The 19,033-nt window shown below is 34.7% G+C and carries 18 protein-coding genes and 1 pseudogene; 8 read left to right on the top strand and 11 right to left on the bottom strand.

The annotated features are described in order from the left end of the window. Positions 1-2: 2 nt before the first annotated feature. Positions 3-797, top strand: a complete 795-nt coding sequence (locus ACICQD_RS05995) for a hypothetical protein (RefSeq protein WP_022626354.1) — start codon at positions 3-5, stop codon at positions 795-797. Between the two features lie 68 nt (positions 798-865). After that, positions 866-1,528, top strand: coding sequence for a hypothetical protein (locus tag ACICQD_RS05990; protein ID WP_010082435.1), 663 nt, complete (start codon positions 866-868; stop codon positions 1,526-1,528). On the opposite strand, the gene ACICQD_RS05985 is transcribed toward ACICQD_RS05990, so the two are convergent. Beyond that, complete coding sequence (locus ACICQD_RS05985) at positions 1,525-3,021, bottom strand: proton-conducting transporter membrane subunit (protein WP_010962853.1); 1,497 nt, start codon at positions 3,019-3,021, stop codon at positions 1,525-1,527. The genes ACICQD_RS05990 and ACICQD_RS05985 overlap by 4 nt on opposite strands. Before the next feature lie 265 nt (positions 3,022-3,286). On the opposite strand from ACICQD_RS05985, the gene ACICQD_RS05980 reads away from it, so the two are divergent. Beyond that, positions 3,287-4,113 (top strand): IS5 family transposase gene (locus tag ACICQD_RS05980; RefSeq protein ID WP_395461446.1). Its coding sequence is split into 2 segments (ribosomal slippage): positions 3,287-3,674 and positions 3,674-4,113, totalling 828 coding nucleotides; the frame shifts between segments, so codons are not numbered across the junction. On the opposite strand, the gene ACICQD_RS05975 is transcribed toward ACICQD_RS05980, so the two are convergent. The 5 genes from ACICQD_RS05975 to ACICQD_RS05955 form a co-directional block, all read right to left on the bottom strand. Continuing rightward, positions 4,106-4,294 carry a hypothetical protein gene (locus tag ACICQD_RS05975; protein ID WP_395461753.1) on the bottom strand — a complete coding sequence of 63 codons (189 nt, stop codon included), beginning with the start codon at positions 4,292-4,294 and terminating at the stop codon, positions 4,106-4,108. The genes ACICQD_RS05980 and ACICQD_RS05975 overlap by 8 nt on opposite strands. Before the next feature lie 11 nt (positions 4,295-4,305). After that, positions 4,306-4,683 carry a holo-[acyl-carrier-protein] synthase gene (locus tag ACICQD_RS05970; RefSeq protein WP_341820479.1) on the bottom strand — a complete coding sequence of 126 codons (378 nt, stop codon included), beginning with the start codon at positions 4,681-4,683 and terminating at the stop codon, positions 4,306-4,308. Continuing rightward, positions 4,680-5,948 carry a proline--tRNA ligase gene (gene proS / locus ACICQD_RS05965; protein WP_353282120.1) on the bottom strand — a complete coding sequence of 423 codons (1,269 nt, stop codon included), beginning with the start codon at positions 5,946-5,948 and terminating at the stop codon, positions 4,680-4,682. Before proS ends, ACICQD_RS05970 begins: the two co-directional genes overlap by 4 nt. Before the next feature lie 102 nt (positions 5,949-6,050). Then, positions 6,051-7,283: a WH2 domain-containing protein gene (locus tag ACICQD_RS05960; RefSeq protein ID WP_395461752.1), complete on the bottom strand. Its 1,233-nt coding sequence runs from the start codon at positions 7,281-7,283 to the stop codon at positions 6,051-6,053. A gap of 412 nt (positions 7,284-7,695) precedes the next feature. After that, the gene (locus tag ACICQD_RS05955) at positions 7,696-7,860 is read right to left on the bottom strand and encodes a hypothetical protein (protein WP_162829040.1); all 165 of its coding nucleotides are present in this window, start codon (positions 7,858-7,860) and stop codon (positions 7,696-7,698) included. A 181-nt stretch (positions 7,861-8,041) separates the two neighbouring features. Between ACICQD_RS05955 and ACICQD_RS05950 the strand changes: the two are divergent. The 3 genes and pseudogenes from ACICQD_RS05950 to ACICQD_RS05940 all read left to right on the top strand — a co-directional run bounded on the left by ACICQD_RS05950 (position 8,042) and on the right by ACICQD_RS05940 (position 11,028). Next, a pseudogene (locus tag ACICQD_RS05950) lies at positions 8,042-9,297 on the top strand (IS4 family transposase). Positions 9,298-9,737: 440 nt separating this feature from the next. Further along, the gene (locus ACICQD_RS05945) at positions 9,738-10,265 is read left to right on the top strand and encodes a c-type cytochrome (RefSeq protein WP_010082469.1); all 528 of its coding nucleotides are present in this window, start codon (positions 9,738-9,740) and stop codon (positions 10,263-10,265) included. A gap of 1 nt (position 10,266) precedes the next feature. Further along, entirely contained in the window at positions 10,267-11,028 is a 762-nt protein-coding gene (locus ACICQD_RS05940) for an alpha/beta hydrolase (RefSeq protein WP_012673268.1), read from the top strand. A gap of 175 nt (positions 11,029-11,203) precedes the next feature. Here ACICQD_RS05940 and trpS read toward each other — a convergent pair whose 3' ends face one another. From trpS to ACICQD_RS05915, 5 genes are all read right to left on the bottom strand, one after another. Continuing rightward, the gene (trpS, locus tag ACICQD_RS05935) at positions 11,204-12,202 is read right to left on the bottom strand and encodes a tryptophan--tRNA ligase (protein ID WP_006280207.1); all 999 of its coding nucleotides are present in this window, start codon (positions 12,200-12,202) and stop codon (positions 11,204-11,206) included. Between the two features lie 17 nt (positions 12,203-12,219). After that, entirely contained in the window at positions 12,220-12,789 is a 570-nt protein-coding gene (locus ACICQD_RS05930; protein ID WP_012673267.1) for a nucleotide exchange factor GrpE, read from the bottom strand. Positions 12,790-12,850: 61 nt separating this feature from the next. After that, complete coding sequence (locus ACICQD_RS05925; protein WP_010962840.1) at positions 12,851-13,837, bottom strand: polyprenyl synthetase family protein; 987 nt, start codon at positions 13,835-13,837, stop codon at positions 12,851-12,853. 10 nt (positions 13,838-13,847) lie between these two features. Further along, on the bottom strand, positions 13,848-14,168 hold the full coding sequence (gene rpsP / locus ACICQD_RS05920; RefSeq protein WP_006279266.1) for a 30S ribosomal protein S16: 321 nt from the start codon (positions 14,166-14,168) through the stop codon (positions 13,848-13,850). A 401-nt stretch (positions 14,169-14,569) separates the two neighbouring features. After that, positions 14,570-16,378: a peptidylprolyl isomerase gene (locus ACICQD_RS05915; RefSeq protein ID WP_095742751.1), complete on the bottom strand. Its 1,809-nt coding sequence runs from the start codon at positions 16,376-16,378 to the stop codon at positions 14,570-14,572. Positions 16,379-16,709: 331 nt separating this feature from the next. Between ACICQD_RS05915 and ACICQD_RS05910 the strand changes: the two genes are divergently transcribed. Then, positions 16,710-17,312: a cell cycle transcriptional regulator TrcR gene (locus ACICQD_RS05910; protein ID WP_395461751.1), complete on the top strand. Its 603-nt coding sequence runs from the start codon at positions 16,710-16,712 to the stop codon at positions 17,310-17,312. Between the two features lie 199 nt (positions 17,313-17,511). Then, positions 17,512-18,915, top strand: a complete 1,404-nt coding sequence (rho, locus tag ACICQD_RS05905; protein ID WP_395461750.1) for a transcription termination factor Rho — start codon at positions 17,512-17,514, stop codon at positions 18,913-18,915. Positions 18,916-19,033 lie beyond the last annotated feature (118 nt).

Below are 19,033 nucleotides of genomic sequence, written 5' to 3'. Positions count from 1 at the left end.
ATTTGACTGATAATAAATTAACTGTATGGCAATCAATAGAAGTTTTGACGAAAGCCATATTGAACATGCAGAAAAAATTAAGCTTAATTAAGAATATAGCTTCAGATCAAGACATAACCCTAGAAAAAGGAAAGGAGTTGTTAAGTGGCATTTATGAAGCAAATTTTAAGCTAAACAAGACAATCAATATAGCTACTTTGCCAAAAATTGGCTATCATATGCTAAATGGTGAGCTTGTTGTACGTAATCATATTACGGAAGAGGAAGTAAAGATTCCTGGAGATTTTCATTACCTTAAAGTCGTAAAATCCGATCATGATAATTATAAATTAACGTTTTGTAATTTTTTAGGTAATGAGTTTTTTGAATATAAAAAGTATGATCCACAATATTCTGGTATTTCAGATGAATATAAATTTGTGGATTTTGGTAGTGTAAAAAAGACTCATAATCTAAAATTTAAGGAATACATTGGTCATGCACCTAAATTTTTTGCTGCAGAAGGGCCTATTGAGCCTGGATCCCAAAACCATGTAATTGATCTATTTGAGCTAGTCAAAAGTGGTAAAGGTAGAAAAGTGGGAACCTTTGCTGATGAATTTGGTTATTTTGATGATCAAAATAAATTACATTATTATAATTATCACAAAAGTGTAGAAAGTAATACTTATGATCCTGAAAATTTCAGTGTAAAAATGATAAATATAGATGTGAGCAAAATCGATAAATTCTACCTCATTGCAGAACAAGGTGATATAATCATTCATCCTATTTGGGAAAATTTAGACATATTTTAAAGTTTTTTTTAGAGTATCTAAGCTTATTGTTATTATAATGATCCGATTAGGTCTGGTAGTATTGTGTTATGGAAGATAAATTGCTTGAATCAGTAAAAAACAAAAGTTATTTCAGTAAAGCAGTCGAATGGTACTGCCATAGGTATCTGTTTTGTGTAGCAGAAAGATCTTGGATGGCATTAATAGTATCGCTTCTCCTAGTATGCTTATGTTTATTAACATTAAACATATACCTGTTATTTCCTATTAAAAAAGATTTAAATTTTGTGAAGTATATGAACCACACAGAAGATGAGTTCTCTGCAATGCATAAGCTTAGTTTCAGTAAAAAGGAAGATGAATACACTTCCACAGCGAGGTACTTAATAAGTAAATACATTGAAATATACGAGTCCATTAAGATCGTTGAACCGAAGTACCAAGAAAATTTTATAAGAAACAATTCTATACATAAAATCTATCAAGGCTTTCAGGAAAAAACGAATAATGAAGCTGGTAATTTGTCTTTATCTAAAAGAAAAATCGCCAACATAAATGTAATAACATTATCTATTGATCGATCGACCAAGGACTTAGTTACATTTGCTGGAAATGCTACTGTAGTTTTTACAACCGAGCAAAATAAGGAGGATACTGTGGAGATTAGCTTCACTTTGTCGAATATAAAAGCAACTCTGGCTGGTATAATACCATTTAAATTTATTGTTAATGGTTATAAATACAGATTTTAAAATATTACTTGGTAGCTAAAAAAAATAACCAAAGTGCACATAGCAGTAATAACTGGAGGTAAAACTAGAAGAATTGGTGTTTTTTTAATAAAGTAATTCTGAGAAGGTTTTAAGAAAAAGGCGTTGTAAATTATCGGTAAAAAGTACAGAGCGTTGAGTATAGTACTAACAATTAACACTAGAGTTACAAACACAGAAAGTATTACATTGCCAGAGTTGAAAACAGCTTGAAAAATGAGAAATTTACCCCAAAAAGTCGGAGCAGGCGGCACCCCTATCATAGACAATGCACCTATAGCAAATGCTGTCATGCTAATTGGCATACTGCGTCCTATACCGTAAATCTTATCTATATATTTCTCACCTGCTCTCGTTATTATTGCTCCGGCAACGAAAAACAAAGTGATTTTTGCAAATGCGTGGCAAACTAATTGAAAAATTGCAACCCTCATGCTGAGATCACTAAAAATTGAAGCGAATAATATAATATACGACAATTGAGAGATGGTAGAGTAAGCAAGCAATTTCTTTAATTCTTTTTGCTTTAGTGCAATCAATGATGCAGTAATAATAGTAAATCCAGCAGCGTACGGAAGCCACCCTCCAGCAAACCAATTTTGCTGCACAAAACGTTGCATATTATCGACGCCGAAAGTGTATAATATAACTTTTATGATGATGAAAACTCCGGATTTCACAACAGCAACAGCGTGCAGTAGTGCACTCACAGGAGTTGGTGCAACCATTGCTTTTGGTAACCAAAAATGCATTGGCATTAATGCAGCTTTTCCTATTCCGTAAATCAGCATAGCAAAACACACTGCAATGAAAGTGATGAGTGAAGTATCAAATTTGAATATTCCACCGCTTACAAAGTCTAAAGTATGAAATTCATGATATAAAAGGCCTATTGCAGGAAAAAATAATACCAAAGAAGAGAAAAATAGCACGCCAAAGTAATAGCGTCCTGCAATCATTGATTCATTTGTTGAGTTGTAAGTAACCAGAGGGTATGTACTAATAGTTAGAAGCTCATAAAAGACAAATGTAGTGAGCAAGTCTCCAGAAAAAGCAATAAACATTGCACAGCCAATCGATATTGAAAAAAAGCATAGAAAACTTGAGTGATTGCTATCAGCATAGTTATTCTGCATATAACATATTGCATATATACTGGTCAGCACCCATAAAAACGATATTAATAAACTGAATATTACTCCGGTAGACTCTAGCTTTAAACTAATGTGCAAATTATTACCAAAATCCATGAGAATAAATTGAGAATGATCACCATATACCCAATATAAAGTGCACAGACACGTATACGTAAACAGAAGTACAGAAGAAGTGACAGTAATACTATTGTTCACTCCGGGCCATTTACCAGTAAAAAAAATAACTAACGCACTTAAAAGTGGAATCAACGCAGTAATTAATAAATAATTCTCAGTAATTGAAAATGGTAAGGAAAGAGACGTTAAAACACAGTCCATTAAATAATTCATCTTTTTGTTTAGGTAAAGCTAGAATTATACTAAAATCATAGAAAAACCGCTATGTTTTTTTGGCAAACTAGTCGTTTGTGTATGCTATAGCTATACTGCGATTCATTCCACAACTGTACGAACATTTGTTTTTGTTAAACACAACAAAGATGTCATCCCAGTGCCCTGACTACTTGGATCCAGGAAAGTTTGCTTAGACTTCTTTCGAAACTAGGATAAAGCAGTAAAAATAGTAATTTTGAGGTAAGGAGAAATGAAGTATGAAATAGTGAAAGAGCTCGATAAAGGGGAGTTTCGTCGACTAACAGGAGTAAAGAGATCAACATTTAACAAAATGGTAGGGATTTTATGTGAAGAAAATAAAAAAAAGAAAGCCAAAGGAGGAAGGAAAAATAAGCTAAACGAGGAGAATATGCTGCTCATGGTATTAGAATACTTACGAGAATACCGTACATATTTTCACATAAGTCAAAGTTATGGAGTAAGTGAAAGTACGGCATATAAAACTGTAAAATGGGTAGAGGATACTCTAATACAACACCAAGATTTCGCATTGCCAGGACGAAAAGAACTCCTAAAAAGCGACGTGAAATATGAGATTTTGGTGATTGATGCAACGGAAACACCTGTAGAGAGACCAAAAAAAAGCAGAAAAGATTTTATTCAGGAAAGAAGAAAAAACATACGCTAAAAACACAAATAATTGCAGAAAAGAAGAGCAAGAAAATTATTTGTACGTCATTTTCAAACGGGAGAAAGCATGACTTTCGGCTTTTCAAGGAGTCAAAAGTGCATGTATCAGAAGGTATAAAAGTTTTAGCCGATGCTGGCTATAGAGGTTTTCAGAAAATTCACAAAAATGTCGAGTTGCCACACAGAAGGATGAAAAAGAGTCCCTTAATTAAGGAAAAAAAGGTAGAAAATCGGGAGCTAGCAAGCAAAAGAGTAGTAGTTGAGAATGTAATTGGTCTGTTAAAAAGATTCAAAATTATTGCAGACAGATACCGCAATCGGAGAAAACGTTTTGGCTTGAGATTCAATTTAATAGCAGGAATTCACAATTTTGAGCTGTCTATATGAGTTTCGAAAGAGGTCTCTTGTGAGCAAGCAAACTAGCATAGAAAAACGTTTTCGATGAGATTGCAGAAAACCAGTGTCTGGGCACTGGGATGACAAAGGAGGACAGTGTCAAGCACTGACCATTTGCTGTGCAGTTTACCTTTAAAAATGAATGTTCATACAGTAAGCCATAAGATGACAAAAGAGTAAACTTTATCTGTGTGAGCTATAGACGCAAATTACAACAAATGCAGTAGCGTAATCTCCATCGTCACTTAAAGAAAGATGAATTTTGGAGATAAAATCCTTGCTAACGGTAAGATATGGCTTGCCTCTCACATCATTGTATATTTCTATATCTTTCATTGTAATGCCCTGACTAAATCCAGTACCTCGTGCTTTAACAAAAGCTTCTTTTGCTGCAAAGCGTTTAGCAAAATACCTTGCTCGCATTTCTTGACTATTATACTTTCTACTTAGCTCTATTTCCTTTTCAGTGTAGATTCTATTGAGAAATTTTTCCCCGTATTTTTGTAATATTCTCAATACTCTTGGTATATATACTATGTCAGTGCCGATACCGTGTATCATTTTGTGCTAAAGTGATTTATTGCTTCTTCAATCTGCATTTCCTTTACCTCTCCAGTTGCTCTATTTTTTACTTCAACTATCTTTTCATCTATTGCCTTTTTTCCGACAATTATTTGCCACGGCAAGCCTATCAGATCCATTCTAGAAAATTTTACTCCTACACTTCCTTCCGTATCATCGTAAAGCACTTCATCGCTCTTCAAAGCTTTGTATATTTTATCTGCAGCCTCCGTTACTTTCGTTTGTAAATTGATTAAACCAATTCTGAAAGGAGCCACCGATTCTGGCCAGATAATTCCCTTATCATCATGAAAAGCTTCTATTATTGCACCAACAAGCCTTGAAACCCCAATGCCATAAGAACCCATATGTATATTGACATTTTTTCCATCTTGAGAAGTAACACTTGCCTTCATAGGCTTTGAGTATTTGTCGCCAAAATAAAAAATATGCCCTATTTCAATACCTTTACTAACATTTAACTGCTCTTGTGATATAGGGCAAGTCTCAGGATCATGCATATCATCTGCAACTGCGTATATACTCTTTAAACTTTCAATATCTTCACTCTCTAGTAGTTCAGAAAATTTGTTGTCGTAATATAAAGTGCTTTCACCAGTGTTTGCCAATATATGAAACTCGTGGCTCAAATTTCCTCCAATTGGCCCCGTATCAGCTCTCACTCCAATTGGGGTAAGTCCCATGCGTTTGAAGATTTTTATGTAAGTTTTGTACATCAAATTATATGAATTCAGTGCACCTTCGTAATCTACATCAAAACTGTACGCATCCTTCATCAAAAATTCCCTGCCCCTCATAACACCATAACGTGGTCTTACCTCATCACGAAACTTCCATTGAATTTGGTATAAACAAAGTGGCAAATCTTTGTAACTTTTTACCACATCTCTAATTAAATCAGTTGCTACCTCCTCGTACGTTGGACCAAAAAGCATATCTTCCTCATGCCTATCCTTTATACGCAACATTTCCTTACCGTAATCATCATAACGTCCCGATTCTCGCCAAAGATTTGCTGGTTGGACACAAGGCATCAACACTTCAATTGCACCAGATTTATTCACTTCATCTCTGATAATGTTTTCAATATTTTTAAGCACTAAGAGACCAAGTGGTAACCAAGAATAGATGCCAGATGCTACCTGTTTTACTAAACCTGCACGTAAAGAATATTGATGGGAGATAATTTTAGCATGAGCAGGCTTTTCCTTTAAAGTTGGTAAGTAATACTTGGATAAACGCATATAATAGATCTGATTGTATTAAGTAATCTTAATACAATCAGACCTGTAGGTAAACTTATTTTGAAAAGGAAGGGAAGTGCATGGCTGACCATTTCATAGTTATCATAGTCTTTGTACAACATTTTCCTTTTGGCATCGCAACGCTTCTCCACCAAACTTTGTTATGTGATCCTTAACAGAAAGAGTAGATGGATCTTTCATCTCACTGCTTACTGGACTCTCTTCTTTTACAGGAGGAGCTTCAGGTTTCGTTTGTAAACCAGCAGGCTTAGGCGGTATCGGTGGCTTCCCTGCCTCTGGTGCAGGATGTGACGGAGATGTGGGTTCAGGTTTTGCATCATCACCAGATACATGCCCACTGTCAGGACTCTTGCTTCTTTCTTTATGGAACGATTGGGGGTTTGAAGGCATAGATTTTTTCCTGTGTTTTGTCAGCATCTTTTGTTTCGGTCCTACTTCTTCCTGTTCGCCTTCATCAGACCAACCTGACTCTCTACTAGAACTCTCACTTTCACTATCTGAGCATTCCATGGCTACTCTCCTTGCAAGAATAACAGCTATATCACACTCTGTTTTTGGAGTACTCTTCTCAGGGCTTTGTTGATTTTTATTAACTGATTTCAATTTAAAACCTCCTCTTATTTCTGCAAGTAAAGCATTTTTGGAATCTGTTTGCTCACCTTCACTATTCTTTTCTCGTTTTTCCCTATTTTGTTTTAATTTTTCATCGCGTGCTTTTTTCTGTTCTTTGCTCATACCTGCCTTACCGCCAGCTTTTTTTATACTATTAAGTAAATCATTACTACCCTGTTGAGTTGATGAATTTTGAGGAGGAGGTGGTGGAGGTACTGCACCACTTGTTTGATTCAATTGCTCAGGAGTTGGCATAGGAGGAGGTGGTGGTGATGCACAGCTTGATAGAGGAGGAGGCGGCGGCTGTAGCATATTGGCACTTGGATTTGGTTGTGTTCCAAACGTTACTGGAGGTGATTGAGGAGTAGGTACATTTGATTTATTCTCCAGATTAGTACAATTTTTACACACAAATTTTTGTGGTTCTTCTTTCTTATTGTCAGCTCTAGAAACGGCCAGTCTAATGAGATATATTTTTGAAATCAATGCAACAGCCGTAGAAACAGCAAAAATTGCTAAAGGAACTGCTGCAATAGGACCAGAACCAGAAACTGCTATAATAACATAAGGAAGATATTGACCAGATATGAAACTAAATATAGATAATAATGAAACAGCAATTAAAGGTTTCCATATAGTCTGCTTAGTTTTAGTAAGCTCCTGACTATCTTTTAGCAATGAAGAATTATTGGATATCATCATTTCTTTGCCTCACTTGTTAACGATAATTTAATAATAACCCAATTAATAATTTCTGTCAATAATTAATCATGAAAAACAAAGTTGCAATTTGAATAGATAAGCTATAAGTAATATACGACCAGCAATAGCCATACAATAGACTTCTTGTATAACCCACACTAAGTAGAAAAAAGGTGTCATCCAAGTAGCTGACACTGCTCTCCTTTGTCATTCCAGTGCTTGACACTGGAATGACACCGAAGGGGCTACTGCCGTCTTGGATGGAAACCAGTGTCAGAACTAGTTAACCATGGGGCTTCTTTTGCCTTTTTTTCCATTTGGTAAATTTCTTAAATATTTATGGCTAACATGAAGCTAAGTACGAACTTTGTTAAACATAACAAATGGTGCCATTCCAGTGCTCCTTTTTTTGTCATCCCAGTGCTTGACACTGGGATCCAGTTTTCCATATAATCTCATCGAAAATGTTGTAACCACTTTCTGTGCTAGTTTGCTTGCTTACAAGCAAACTTTCCTGGATCCCAGTGTCTGGGCACTGGGATGACATCATAGGGACACTGGGATTACACCCTGACAATCGTCATCCAGCTACTTGTTAGCGGCTAAGAGATACCGCGAATGAATCGCGGTATGACGGTTCGTGGCGGCATGACGATAACCTCGTCTCACTGCCATTAAGTTAAGGAAAAAAGATAGATTTTATGGGATAATGATGTATACCAATAAGTTTAAAGGTAGTATGAGTAAAAAAGGCAGTAATAAAATTTATTCAAAATGAATTGGCAAGTCTAGAATTTATAGAATCCCATAAATCATCTTCAAAAGATTTTATGAGAAAGAGGAAGTTATCTTTTATTGACATATTTATCTTAATTTTAAGAAAAAGTGTAAAGTCGCTGCAAGTAATACTAAACGAATTTATTTTATATAGGAAAAAAGACTATACCGTTACTGCTAGTGCTTTTAGTCAAGCAAGAAAAAAAATGAAACACAGTGCATTTTCAGAAATTAACGAAGGTGTGGTTTCCTTGTACTACCAAGACCAAAAATTTAAAACTTGTTTTGGCTTTAGAGTGTTAGCTCTTGATGCCTCCAAAATCATTTTACCAACAAGCGTTGAAATAAAAAATGAATTTGGCTCAAGAAAAATACGTAACCAAAAACCAAAAGATTTAGGTGATTATGCAAGTGCAACCTTTGCGGTTTGTTAAGATGTGCTAAATAATGTTGCCATAAGGTCAGTGTTAGATAGAGGTAACACTCATGAAATTAACTTAGCAGATGAAATGCTTAAAGTTGTAAATACTAATGACTTACTGATTTGTATATTTATCTTATAAATTTCTTTCTAGCCTTACAAAAAGAAAAATTGCTTATGTCATTCGATGTCCCAGATCATCTTTTAATGAAGTGAATGCTATGTTTGAAGAAAAAAGCCCATCTAGTGTTGAGGTTACCATATGTGCTCAGCGTAAGATAAAACAAGAAAATAGTGGAATAACGCTTCAAAGTGGTACTGCCATCTGGTGAAATTGAAGTGTTAGCTACATCATTAATGGATGAACAAAAGTTTCAAACTGGAGGATTTAAGGAGTTATATTTTTTACGCTGGGGAGTTGAGACATTTTTTGCAAAACTCAAAGGAAGACTAAGTCTAGAAAATTTTACAGGAAAAAGTGTTGAGTCTGTTAAACAGGATTTTTGGTCAGCTATCTTTATTAGCAACCTAGAAAGTGTTATGACAGAAGATGTAGAAGAAGCGTTGAATATGGACTTAACCGATGATAAGCTTAAGAGGAGCATTAACAAATCTGTCTCATTTAACGCGATCAAAAACTTGGCTTTCGACATTTTTGCTACGGAATCAGATACTGACTGCATTATGGATCAATTATCAAAGCTATTTTTGATGAACACTTTGGCGGTAAGAAAGGGAAGGAAAGTTGATCGTCATAAGGTACCTTATCTTCGTTCGTTCAATTACCAAAAAAGGGTTAGAAAACACATATTTTGACTAGAGGTAGTATTCATATCTTCTGATAATAACTGGGTAGCTTATTGCCATAGCTCCTGTAAAATGACTTCTAAACAAACTATTTCTTAAGTAATTTACACTTCAGAGTTTATCTGCTTTAAAGTTTACTCTATTCTGTTTCAGTATTTGTCATAAATCCTTAATTATTTCTGACTTTTTAGTTCAGTTTTTAACCATTCTTTCCTTAACTTAATGGCAGTGAACCTCGTCATCCCGCTACTTGTTAGCGGGATCTCTTGTTAGCGGCTGAGATACCGCGAATGAATCGCGGTATGACGGTTCGCGGCGGTATGGACGTAGGAAAACCTTTCTTGGGTCAGCTATAGAGACTCTCATCTTTAGCGAGCTTCAAGGTAATTGGTTGCTATTTGCGAAAATATTCGCATAATTTAAGTAACATTACTTAATAAAAATTAACTATGGAGCTTAATAAGATTGCAGCATCGATTTTACTTTCTGGGCTAATCATTATGATAGTTAGTAATGTAGTTGATATGCTTTACAGTCCAGAAGAATATAAGATTGAACACCAAACGATAGTAGCTGCTGGCAGCAATGAGTTCCAGCAAAAAATCGAGCAAGTGGCGCTTGATATTGGAGCGCTCATGCAGAATGCTAGCTTTGAGAAAGGTAAATCAGCAGCAAAAAAATGTATAGCCTGCCATAGTTTTGAGAAAGGTGGAATGAATAAAGTAGGACCAAACTTATGGAACATAGTTGGAAATAAAAAGGCCCATCTTGGTAACTCATTCAATTACTCAAAAGCAGTGCTTGAAAGAGGTGGAAAATGGGGGTATGAGGAGCTATTTGCCTTTTTAAAGAACCCAAAAGCCTATATAAAAGGTACACGTATGGCATTTGCAGGTATTTCCAATCCACAAGAAATTGCAGATCTAGTTAGTTATTTGCATCAATTGAGTGATAGCCCGGTTGCTTTGCCAAAGTAGTATGGATTATTGTAAATTGTTTGATGGAAATAATGGTCACATAGCATATCGAAAGCTACAAGGAAAGAAAGCTTCTGTAGTTTTTTTCGGTGGATTTGCATCCAATATGGATGGAACTAAAGCAACTGCTATTTACAAATTTTGCCAAGAAAATGACGTAGCACTTGTGCTATTTGATTATTTTGGTCACGGTCATTCAAGTGGTAATTTTATTGATTACACGATAAGTGATTGGCAAAAAAATTGTGCTAAAGTAATGAGTGAATTAACTAGCGATAAACAAATAATTATAGGTTCAAGTATGGGAGGATGGCTGATGTTGCTCACTGCCCTTCAATTTCCAGAAAAAATTGCAGCACTAATTGGTATATCGTCTGCTCCCGATTTTACTGAAGATTTGATATTCAAGCAATTGTCAGGCAAGCAAAAAGAAGAACTAGATTCTAAAGGTGTAATAGATTTTACTTCAGAGCATTGTACATACAAAATAACTAAAAATTTGATCGAAGATGGCAGAAAGAACCTTCTTTTAAACAAAAAGACAATAGATATAAACTGTCCTGTGCGCTTGCTGCATAGCATTAATGATAAAGATGTTCCTTATCAAACTTCATTGAATTTAGCTGAAAAAATTAAGTCAACCGATGTTGAAGTACACTTAATAAAATCAGCAGAGCACAATATGTCTGACAATCATTCACTGGAAGTTTTATTTAAGACCATTAGAGAATTTTGTAACCAGACTGCATTCTGTGATTTTTAGCAAAACACGATTTTTCATTTGAGCTTTCTTCAACTTAAAATAAATACAGAAAATTGCTGCCTATAGCTAAACTGACTTAGATTTACCGACAATTTGAAAAACCGTCATCCCGCTACGTGTTAGCGGCTGAGATACCGCGGCGGTATGACGGTTCGCACCATCACACTTTGGAACCTTACAGATATTGAGCAAATCCAATAATATCCTTGATTTCTTTTATATTATGGGTTGCAATTTCTGCTGCTTTCTTTGTGCCTTTTTTTAATATTTCATGTAAATGGAATTGGTCTTTTAAAAGATCATTCATTTTCTCACGTATGGGTGATATAACACTGATAATTAAATCAGCTAACTCTTTTTTGAAGTGCTTCATGTCATGTTTGTTCACTTCTTCACATACTTTTTCTGCATTTACATTACTAAGCACTGAATAAATGTTTATCAAATTGCTTATTTCTGGTCGGCACTTTAAAGTAGCAAAGCCTAGAATTGAATCTGTTTTTGCTTTTTCTATTTTTTTGACAATTAAGTCATCCGTATCATCAAGGTTAATGCACGAATGTTCTGAAGGATCAGATTTACTCATCTTGCTTGTGCCATCCCTTAAGCTCATTATCCTTGATGTGCAATCCAAAGTTAAGATTTCAGGTACGATGAAATAATCCAGCTTATAATGATTGTTAAAAGCTGATGCAATATCACGTGCAAGCTCCAAATGCTGTTTTTGATCATCACCAACAGGAACGTATTTAGTTTGATACAACAATATATCTGCAGCCATAAGTACTGGATAACTATATAATCCAAGAGAGGCTTTTTGTTTATCGCTGCCAGCTTTATCTTTAAATTGAGTCATGCGATTAAGCCAACCAATTGGTGTATAGCATCCAAGCAGCCAGCCCAGTTCTGCATGACCACTAACTGTGGACTGACTAAAAATAATGGACTTTTCTGTATCTATTCCGCATGCAATATAAGCTGCTGCTGTTTTGAAAATATTACTTTTTAATTCACTTGCGGGAAGCTTATTTGCTGTGATTGCGTGTAGGTCGACAATACAAAAAAGAGATTTGTATTTATCCTGTAAGTCTATCCACTGTTTGATTGCACCAAGATAATTACCTAAATGTAGTACGCCACTTGGCTGGATACCTGAAAAGACAATACTTGTCATTATACATTTACCTCATGCTAATCGCTTCCACAATCAGCAGATTTCTTAGAAAGAATAACCATTGCAGGACGGAGCAACCTATTTTTGATAGTATAACCAGTTTGTAGTACTTCTACAATGGTGCCAGGCTTTTTTTCATTGTCTTCTCTTTCCACAACAGCTTGGTGTAAATTACTATCAAAAAGCTCACCAAGTGGATCTACTTCCTCTATTCCATGTTTTTTTAGATCATTTATAATTTTTTGATAAGCTACTTTAATCCCCTCATGAACAGGATCACCGTCTTTCAAAATTTCCATTACTCTTTTTAAATTGTCGCACGAGTCGATCATATCACGTGCAAGTTTTGTGACTGCGTAGTCACTTGCATCGCTAATTTGCTTTTGCATTATACGTTTGACGTTTTCATTATCTGCAACAGCACGGCGTAAATGATCTTCAAGCTGAACTGCACGTTCTTTTAATGTATTGAGATCTTCATTTAAATCATCAGTTTGCTTATGGTTATCACTTTGTTGGTCGTCACCTTTCTGCCTACTTACCATATCAGCAAACTTCTTCTTTTTCTCCTTACTGCTATCTGACATATCATTACCCTTAAGAATCTAATAAATATATAACAATTAATCTGAAAATATCAAGCGCCAGCTACATTCGTCTTTCTATGCTCGCATTTAAAAAGTTAATTAAAGTAGTTTTATAAAAAGAATCAGAAAAAGTACTAATATCATTTTGTGCCATATTAATGTAGTGTCTAGCTTTTTCCATAGAAAGCTGAATGGCATTATGGTGATTAATATAGTGTAATGCTTGGTCAAAATTGTGTCTAGCTGAAGAAAAGCATTTTTCCCAGAATTTTTGCTCTGCTGGACTGCCCTTTTCGTATGCTATAATAGCAGGTAAGGTGACTTTACCTTCGAAAAAGTCTTTTCCGACTTGCTTTCCAGAAGTGCCTTGATTAGCAGTATAATCGAGCATATCATCAACTATTTGAAATGCCATACCAAAATTAAAACCAAAATTCTTTAGCCTCTCTGTTTCGTCATTTGTTGCACCAGATACTGTTGATGCAGCTTCACAGCATGCAGAAAATAAAGATGCTGTCTTTTCTCCAATGATATCAAAATAATTTTCCCTGACTGTGTGGGGGTCAAAGCGTGCTGTCATCTGCTTTATTTCACCCTTCACAAGTAAATGCGATGCTTTAGATAAAATAGAGAGAATATTTAAATTTCCACACTCTATAAGCCATCTAAATGCTAGAGTCAACAATAGATCACCAACTAAAATGCTTGATTTATTTCCCCAAATCTTATTCGCTGTTTTAACTCCATGGCGTGCCTCACTTTCATCGAGCACATCATCATGAAGTAAAGTAGCATTGTGTATAAACTCTACCGATGCAGCAACGTTGATCCTATTCTCCCCAGAATAGTTTAGCATTTTACATATAATAAAAACTAGTTTAGGCCTTATTTTTTTTCCACCTGACCTAACAAGATGAGATATAATATCAGTAGCAAGCTTAGCATCTTCATCATTGACATTTTTGAAGACAAAGTCATTCATAGCTGACAAATCAGAAGATACGATATCGTCTAATTTATCGCTGTTTGTTAAATCAGTATTTAGCATTTTAAGAGACTTATGCCTCTTGCCCTTGTGCTTTCTCGTTCTCTACTTTCTTCTTTTCTGTTTTCTTTGGTTCTGTTTCTAAAGTTACTATGCCTTTTTTGATAAACCACAGTACTCTTTCAGTTGCCTGCGCGCCTACACTTAGCCAATGTTTTAATCTATCAGCTTTCACCACAACACGATTTTTATTGTCTTTTGGTAACATTGGATCATATTGTCCTATTTTCTCAATAAAACGCCCATCTCTTGGTGCTCGTGAATCAGCTACAACTATCCTATAAAAAGGGCGTTTCTTTGCGCCAAACCTCGCCAACCTTATTTTAACTGCCATGTTAACCTTTATTCATATATTAGCCACAATTTTATACAATGAGCCGTTTTAAGTCAAATGAATTATACAGCTTTTGCACCTTATAATATAATTACCAATAATGTAGGGCAGTGCCGGGCGCACAGCTATACGAACATTCATTTTTGAAGGTAAATTGCACAGCAAATGGTGTCATTCCAGTGCTTGACACTGGAATCCAGCCTTTTTTTAATCATTAAAACGTTGTATTTTAACATAAAACGGCTACTTTTATGCTTACCAACTTAATAAAATTCCTGGATCCCAGTGTCTGGGCACTGGGATGACATCCTTTCTAGTGAAGATTGCTCTCAAATCGCAATGTTCGTACAGTTGTGTGTCTGGGCACTGGATGCGTTTGAAGCAGCTTATAAGATTTTTGATTATATATCATCAAGTATAGCGTGATTAACTTCGACTTTATACTTTGATTCCAGATAGCTAATTAATTGCTCTTTTAGCGATATCATCACACGTTTTCCGGTGTCAAGCGTGTTTAATTTGCCATTTGATGAATGCATTTCTTTTAGAACACCTATTATAATTTCATTATTGTATTGAATAGGATCTGTCACTGAACCAGTTGTTTTCATATTGAAAATCTCTTCTACAAAAGAAAAGGGGTAGTTTTGTTGATCCACTTTATTGCGGTGCATCTGCTGACCTTTAACTAATTCCACACCTTGAATTTCTTCCAAATCTGTTTTTTCTCTTAGTTGAACTGCAACCTCTTGCCCGAATTTAAACATTCTTTCTTTTATAAACTCACTACGCCAAAGCTCTACCGCTAATGCCTTGCCTTCTTCAAAACTTTGCAATTTGGGTGGAAAGATATCGACGATTTTTACACTAACAACGGCGTCCCCAACGCCCTTAAAATAACCTTTCTGATCCTTTTCTCGCGAAAAAATGAAAGAAATCAAATCACCAGAATCTCCTACGTTATTACCGCTTTGATCTTTTCCACTCGCATCTACTGGACCAATAGTTTGTATAGGTAAATTATATTCACTCAATATTTCTTCAATTTCTGAACCATTGTATATCTTATAGTTCACTTGGTTTATGAAATCATTGACTCTTTCAAAAGACTTTTGGTTAGTTAGAACTGACTTTATGTCTTTTTTTAAATCAACTAAGTCTTCATCAGAGATTTGATGCGCACTTTCCACTTTTACTATGTGCCAACCAAAACTGCTTGCTAAAACTTCACTTACTTCACCTACTTTAAGAGCAAATACCTTCTCTCTCACGTCTTCTGGTAAAAAATCCTTAGTTATATTATTTACTCTAGTTTCCTCAAGTTTTGCTTTGCCAAACTCTTCTACTATCTGTTCAAAGCTTGTTTTACCCTCCTCAAATGCTCTTCTTGCTGTCTCAGCTTCTTCTTTGGTAGAAAATATTGCATTGAATATATCTCTTTGATTTTTAAGTTCTTGTTGTTCTATTATACCATCAACTTCTTCATCTGAGATCTTGATTTGATCTTCAAAATACTTTTGGCCTAGGGAAATATATTGCGCAGTTCGATACTCAGGATAATAAAAATGGGATTTATTTCTTTCGTACAAATCAAGTAAGGCTTGATCATCTGGTTCAGGAATGTTTGTAACTGCATCTTCAGTTATTTTAACAATATCAACTACTCTAGTTTGGTAGCGACTTTTGTATATCTGCTCATCAATTTTCTCGCCAAAAGTTACTGGATAATTATCTTTAAATAATGAAGTCATGAACATCATTGCAGGCAGGACTTTCTCTAGCTTTGCTATATACTCTTTCTCTGTCATATGCAGGTCATTTAGCGTTTCATAGAATTTATTTTTGTCAAATTCACCTTTATCATTTTGAAAGTATTTGGTGTTTTTAATATGGTTTTTTATAGATTCTTCTCCAACTGTCAACCCCAGCTCACTAGTTAGGTTAAACAATAGTTTTTGCTCTATAAGTGCGTTAAGCAAATCATATTTCAGCTTTTTTACTTGTTCTCTACTCGCATCAGATCCAGAAATTTGTTTTCCATAATTTTGATATAGCGACTTATACTCATCTGACGTTATAACTTCTTTTCCAACCCTAGCTACCTCTTCTTTTTCATCATCACCTGATAAAAGGTTGCCAATTCCCATGAAGATTAACAAGCAAGCTAAAAGGACAACGGTTACTTTAGTGAAAAAATTTTTAACATTCATTTTAAACCCAGTTAATTAATGATTAATTATAGAATAGTGATAATTTAATGCTTGTAAACCTGTTGCTTTATTAGCTAATATATATAATATTACAATATATTAACTTAAAATTTAACTCTCTAATCTTAAATAGGAACATATGTTTAACTGAGTTATACTATACCTTAGGAAGGGGAAATATTTTGTTTGAAATATGCTTAAAGGTAAGCGCATTTAATTAACTTAAGAGGTGGGAAGTGACAAACAAAAAGTTATTGAATGACAAAATTAATGCTTTTTTAGTTTTAATAGTTTATATTTTAGCTCTGTATAACAGTAAGGGATACTTTAAATGGGAGATGCTTTTTTGATGTCAATGGAATCTTCTAAGGGCAATAACGATAGAAATAAACAGTTTCTAGTGCAAATAGCTGCTTGGTTAGTAGACAACACTGGTTTAACTTTTAATCAAATAGCACAATGTTGCAGATTGGCCCTTGAAGAAGTACAAGACATAGCTGATGAGGAAATAGAAGTAGAAAAATATAACCCTATTATTTCTGGAATAATTACTGAAAAAGAAATCGATGATTGCAAAAAAAATCCAAATCGTGTACCAAATTTGATTATAAAAAATATAAAAAAAAGGAGTAAAGCGATTAGTAGCATTCTTGGCTTTGCCTCTACGGCAAGACGTAGAGATAAACCTGATGCGATTTATTATTTAGTAAAAAAATTTCCTATCTTGGACAATAACGTTATAGCTAAATTAATTAGTACAACAAATTACACAGTTGAGCAGGTAAGAGATGGATCTCATCATAACATGCAAAATATAAAACCCCAAGATCCTGTACTACTCGGCTTATGTAGTCAAGAAAATTTAGAAGCAGAAGTGGAAAAAGCAAAAGTAGAAGAGGAGAAGCAAGAAAGGTTAAAAAAATATAAAGAATAGCTATTGAAAATCCTCAAATTTTTGTGTTTTGTTAACATTAAATTAACTTGACTTGCTAGTGTTTATTAGTATAATGTAAGTAAAGTACGGGGTTTAATGATAATTAAGCTTAATACGCACTGAAACTAACTCAGCCTAATTTATTATCTTATAGTCACATTTTAGGTTAGTAAGCATCAATTAAAATTTTTGGAGGATTATGACAACAATCAATGAAGATGTTTTGGCAAAAGGAAAGGTTACAGCTCAACCTGAAAAAAGTGAGCAAATTTACAATAACGATACAGTAAAACAGATGGTCAATGAAGGTACTGAGAAAAACAGAAAAACATTAGATCTGAGCGAATTAAAAGAGAAAACAGCAGAAGAATTGTTACAGTTAGCTGAAGAAAGAAAAATTTCAACTAACGGTAAAAGCAATGGTAGAATGCTAAAGCAGGAAATAATATTCAGCTTAATGAAAAAAATGAGTGAAGAAGGAGGCATAACCACAGGGAGTGGAATAGTGGAAATATTGCCTGATGGTTTTGGTTTCTTACGTTCAGCAAGTGCAAATTATGCCCCAAGTACCGATGATGTTTATATTTCTAACGGGCAAATAAAGAAGTTTAATTTACGTACAGGAGATATGGCATATGGAGAAATAAGGCCACCTGGTGATAAAGAGAGATATTTTACTTTAACTAAGGTTCAAAGTATAAACTCTACTGAAGTAAGTGAATTAAGAAAGTACGTCCATTTTGATAATTTGCTTCCTCTTTATCCTGAGGAAAGCATAGTACTTGAGTGTAATAATGGTGATGATAAAAAAGGCTTAAGCATGCGTGCTATAGATATAGTAGCTCCTCTTGGAAAAGGGCAAAGAGCGTTAGTAGTTGCTCCACCTCGCACAGGAAAAACTGTATTGCTTCAGCAAATGGCTAACTCTATAGCTATAAATCACCCTGAAGTAGAATTAATAGTGTTACTTATAGATGAAAGACCTGAAGAAGTAACAGATATGATACGTTCTGTAAAAGGTGAGGTAGTAAGTTCTACATTCGATGAGCCTGCTTACCGTCACGTACAGCTTGCTGAAATAGTAATAGAAAAAGCTAAAAGAATGGTTGAGCATAAAAAAGATGTGGTAATTCTACTTGACAATATTACTAGACTTGCACGTGCTTATAATGCGGTTATTCCTTCGTCTGGGAAAGTTCTAACTGGTGGTGTAGATTCAAACGCACTGCAGAGACCAAAACGCTTTTTTGGAGCAGCTCGTAATATTGAGAATGGGGGTTCTTTAACTATAATCGCCACAGCTCTTATAGAGACTGGTTCAAAAATGGATGAAGTTATTTTTGAAGAGTTTAAAGGTACAGGAAATGCTGAGATCATACTTGATAGAAAACTTTCTGATAAACGTATATTTCCAGCTATTGATATTACAAAATCCGGAACAAGGAAGGAAGAGCTATTAGTTGATAAGGCTATACTAAATAAAATATGGGTGGTGCGTAGGATACTCAATCCTATGGGACCCGTTGAAGCAATGGAATTTTTACGTGACAAACTACTTTTAACAAAGAGCAATGCTGACTTTTTTAACTCCATGAATCACTAAAAGTAAGCCAGTTATGATGGATATGCTGAGCAAAAAGTAAAACGCTCTTATAGCTAAAATAATTTGGATTTACCAAAATATATTTATAGTTAAGTTGGCAATTTACCTTAAGTTAGCG

It is taken from the genome of Wolbachia endosymbiont (group A) of Therophilus tumidulus (assembly GCF_964277345.1).
GTDB lineage: Bacteria > Pseudomonadota > Alphaproteobacteria > Rickettsiales > Anaplasmataceae > Wolbachia > Wolbachia pipientis.
This window is presented reverse-complemented; position numbering and strand designations above follow the sequence as displayed.

Excerpts from the sequence above, each read along its gene's own strand:
- ACICQD_RS05990 (WP_010082435.1), top strand. The coding sequence starts at position 866 with ATGGAAGATAAATTGCTTGAATCAGTAAAAAACAAAAGTTATTTCAGT.
- ACICQD_RS05930 (WP_012673267.1), bottom strand. The coding sequence starts at position 12,789 with ATGTCAGATAGCAGTAAGGAGAAAAAGAAGAAGTTTGCTGATATGGTA.
- ACICQD_RS05960 (WP_395461752.1), bottom strand. The coding sequence starts at position 7,283 with ATGATGATATCCAATAATTCTTCATTGCTAAAAGATAGTCAGGAGCTT.
- ACICQD_RS05910 (WP_395461751.1), top strand. The coding sequence starts at position 16,710 with ATGGGAGATGCTTTTTTGATGTCAATGGAATCTTCTAAGGGCAATAAC.
- ACICQD_RS05970 (WP_341820479.1), bottom strand. The coding sequence starts at position 4,683 with ATGATACACGGTATCGGCACTGACATAGTATATATACCAAGAGTATTG.
- proS (WP_353282120.1), bottom strand. The coding sequence starts at position 5,948 with ATGCGTTTATCCAAGTATTACTTACCAACTTTAAAGGAAAAGCCTGCT.
- ACICQD_RS05985 (WP_010962853.1), bottom strand. The coding sequence starts at position 3,021 with ATGGACTGTGTTTTAACGTCTCTTTCCTTACCATTTTCAATTACTGAG.
- ACICQD_RS05915 (WP_095742751.1), bottom strand. The coding sequence starts at position 16,378 with ATGAATGTTAAAAATTTTTTCACTAAAGTAACCGTTGTCCTTTTAGCT.
- rpsP (WP_006279266.1), bottom strand. The coding sequence starts at position 14,168 with ATGGCAGTTAAAATAAGGTTGGCGAGGTTTGGCGCAAAGAAACGCCCT.
- rho (WP_395461750.1), top strand. The coding sequence starts at position 17,512 with ATGACAACAATCAATGAAGATGTTTTGGCAAAAGGAAAGGTTACAGCT.
- ACICQD_RS05925 (WP_010962840.1), bottom strand. The coding sequence starts at position 13,837 with ATGCTAAATACTGATTTAACAAACAGCGATAAATTAGACGATATCGTA.
- trpS (WP_006280207.1), bottom strand. The coding sequence starts at position 12,202 with ATGACAAGTATTGTCTTTTCAGGTATCCAGCCAAGTGGCGTACTACAT.
- ACICQD_RS05945 (WP_010082469.1), top strand. The coding sequence starts at position 9,738 with ATGGAGCTTAATAAGATTGCAGCATCGATTTTACTTTCTGGGCTAATC.
- ACICQD_RS05940 (WP_012673268.1), top strand. The coding sequence starts at position 10,267 with ATGGATTATTGTAAATTGTTTGATGGAAATAATGGTCACATAGCATAT.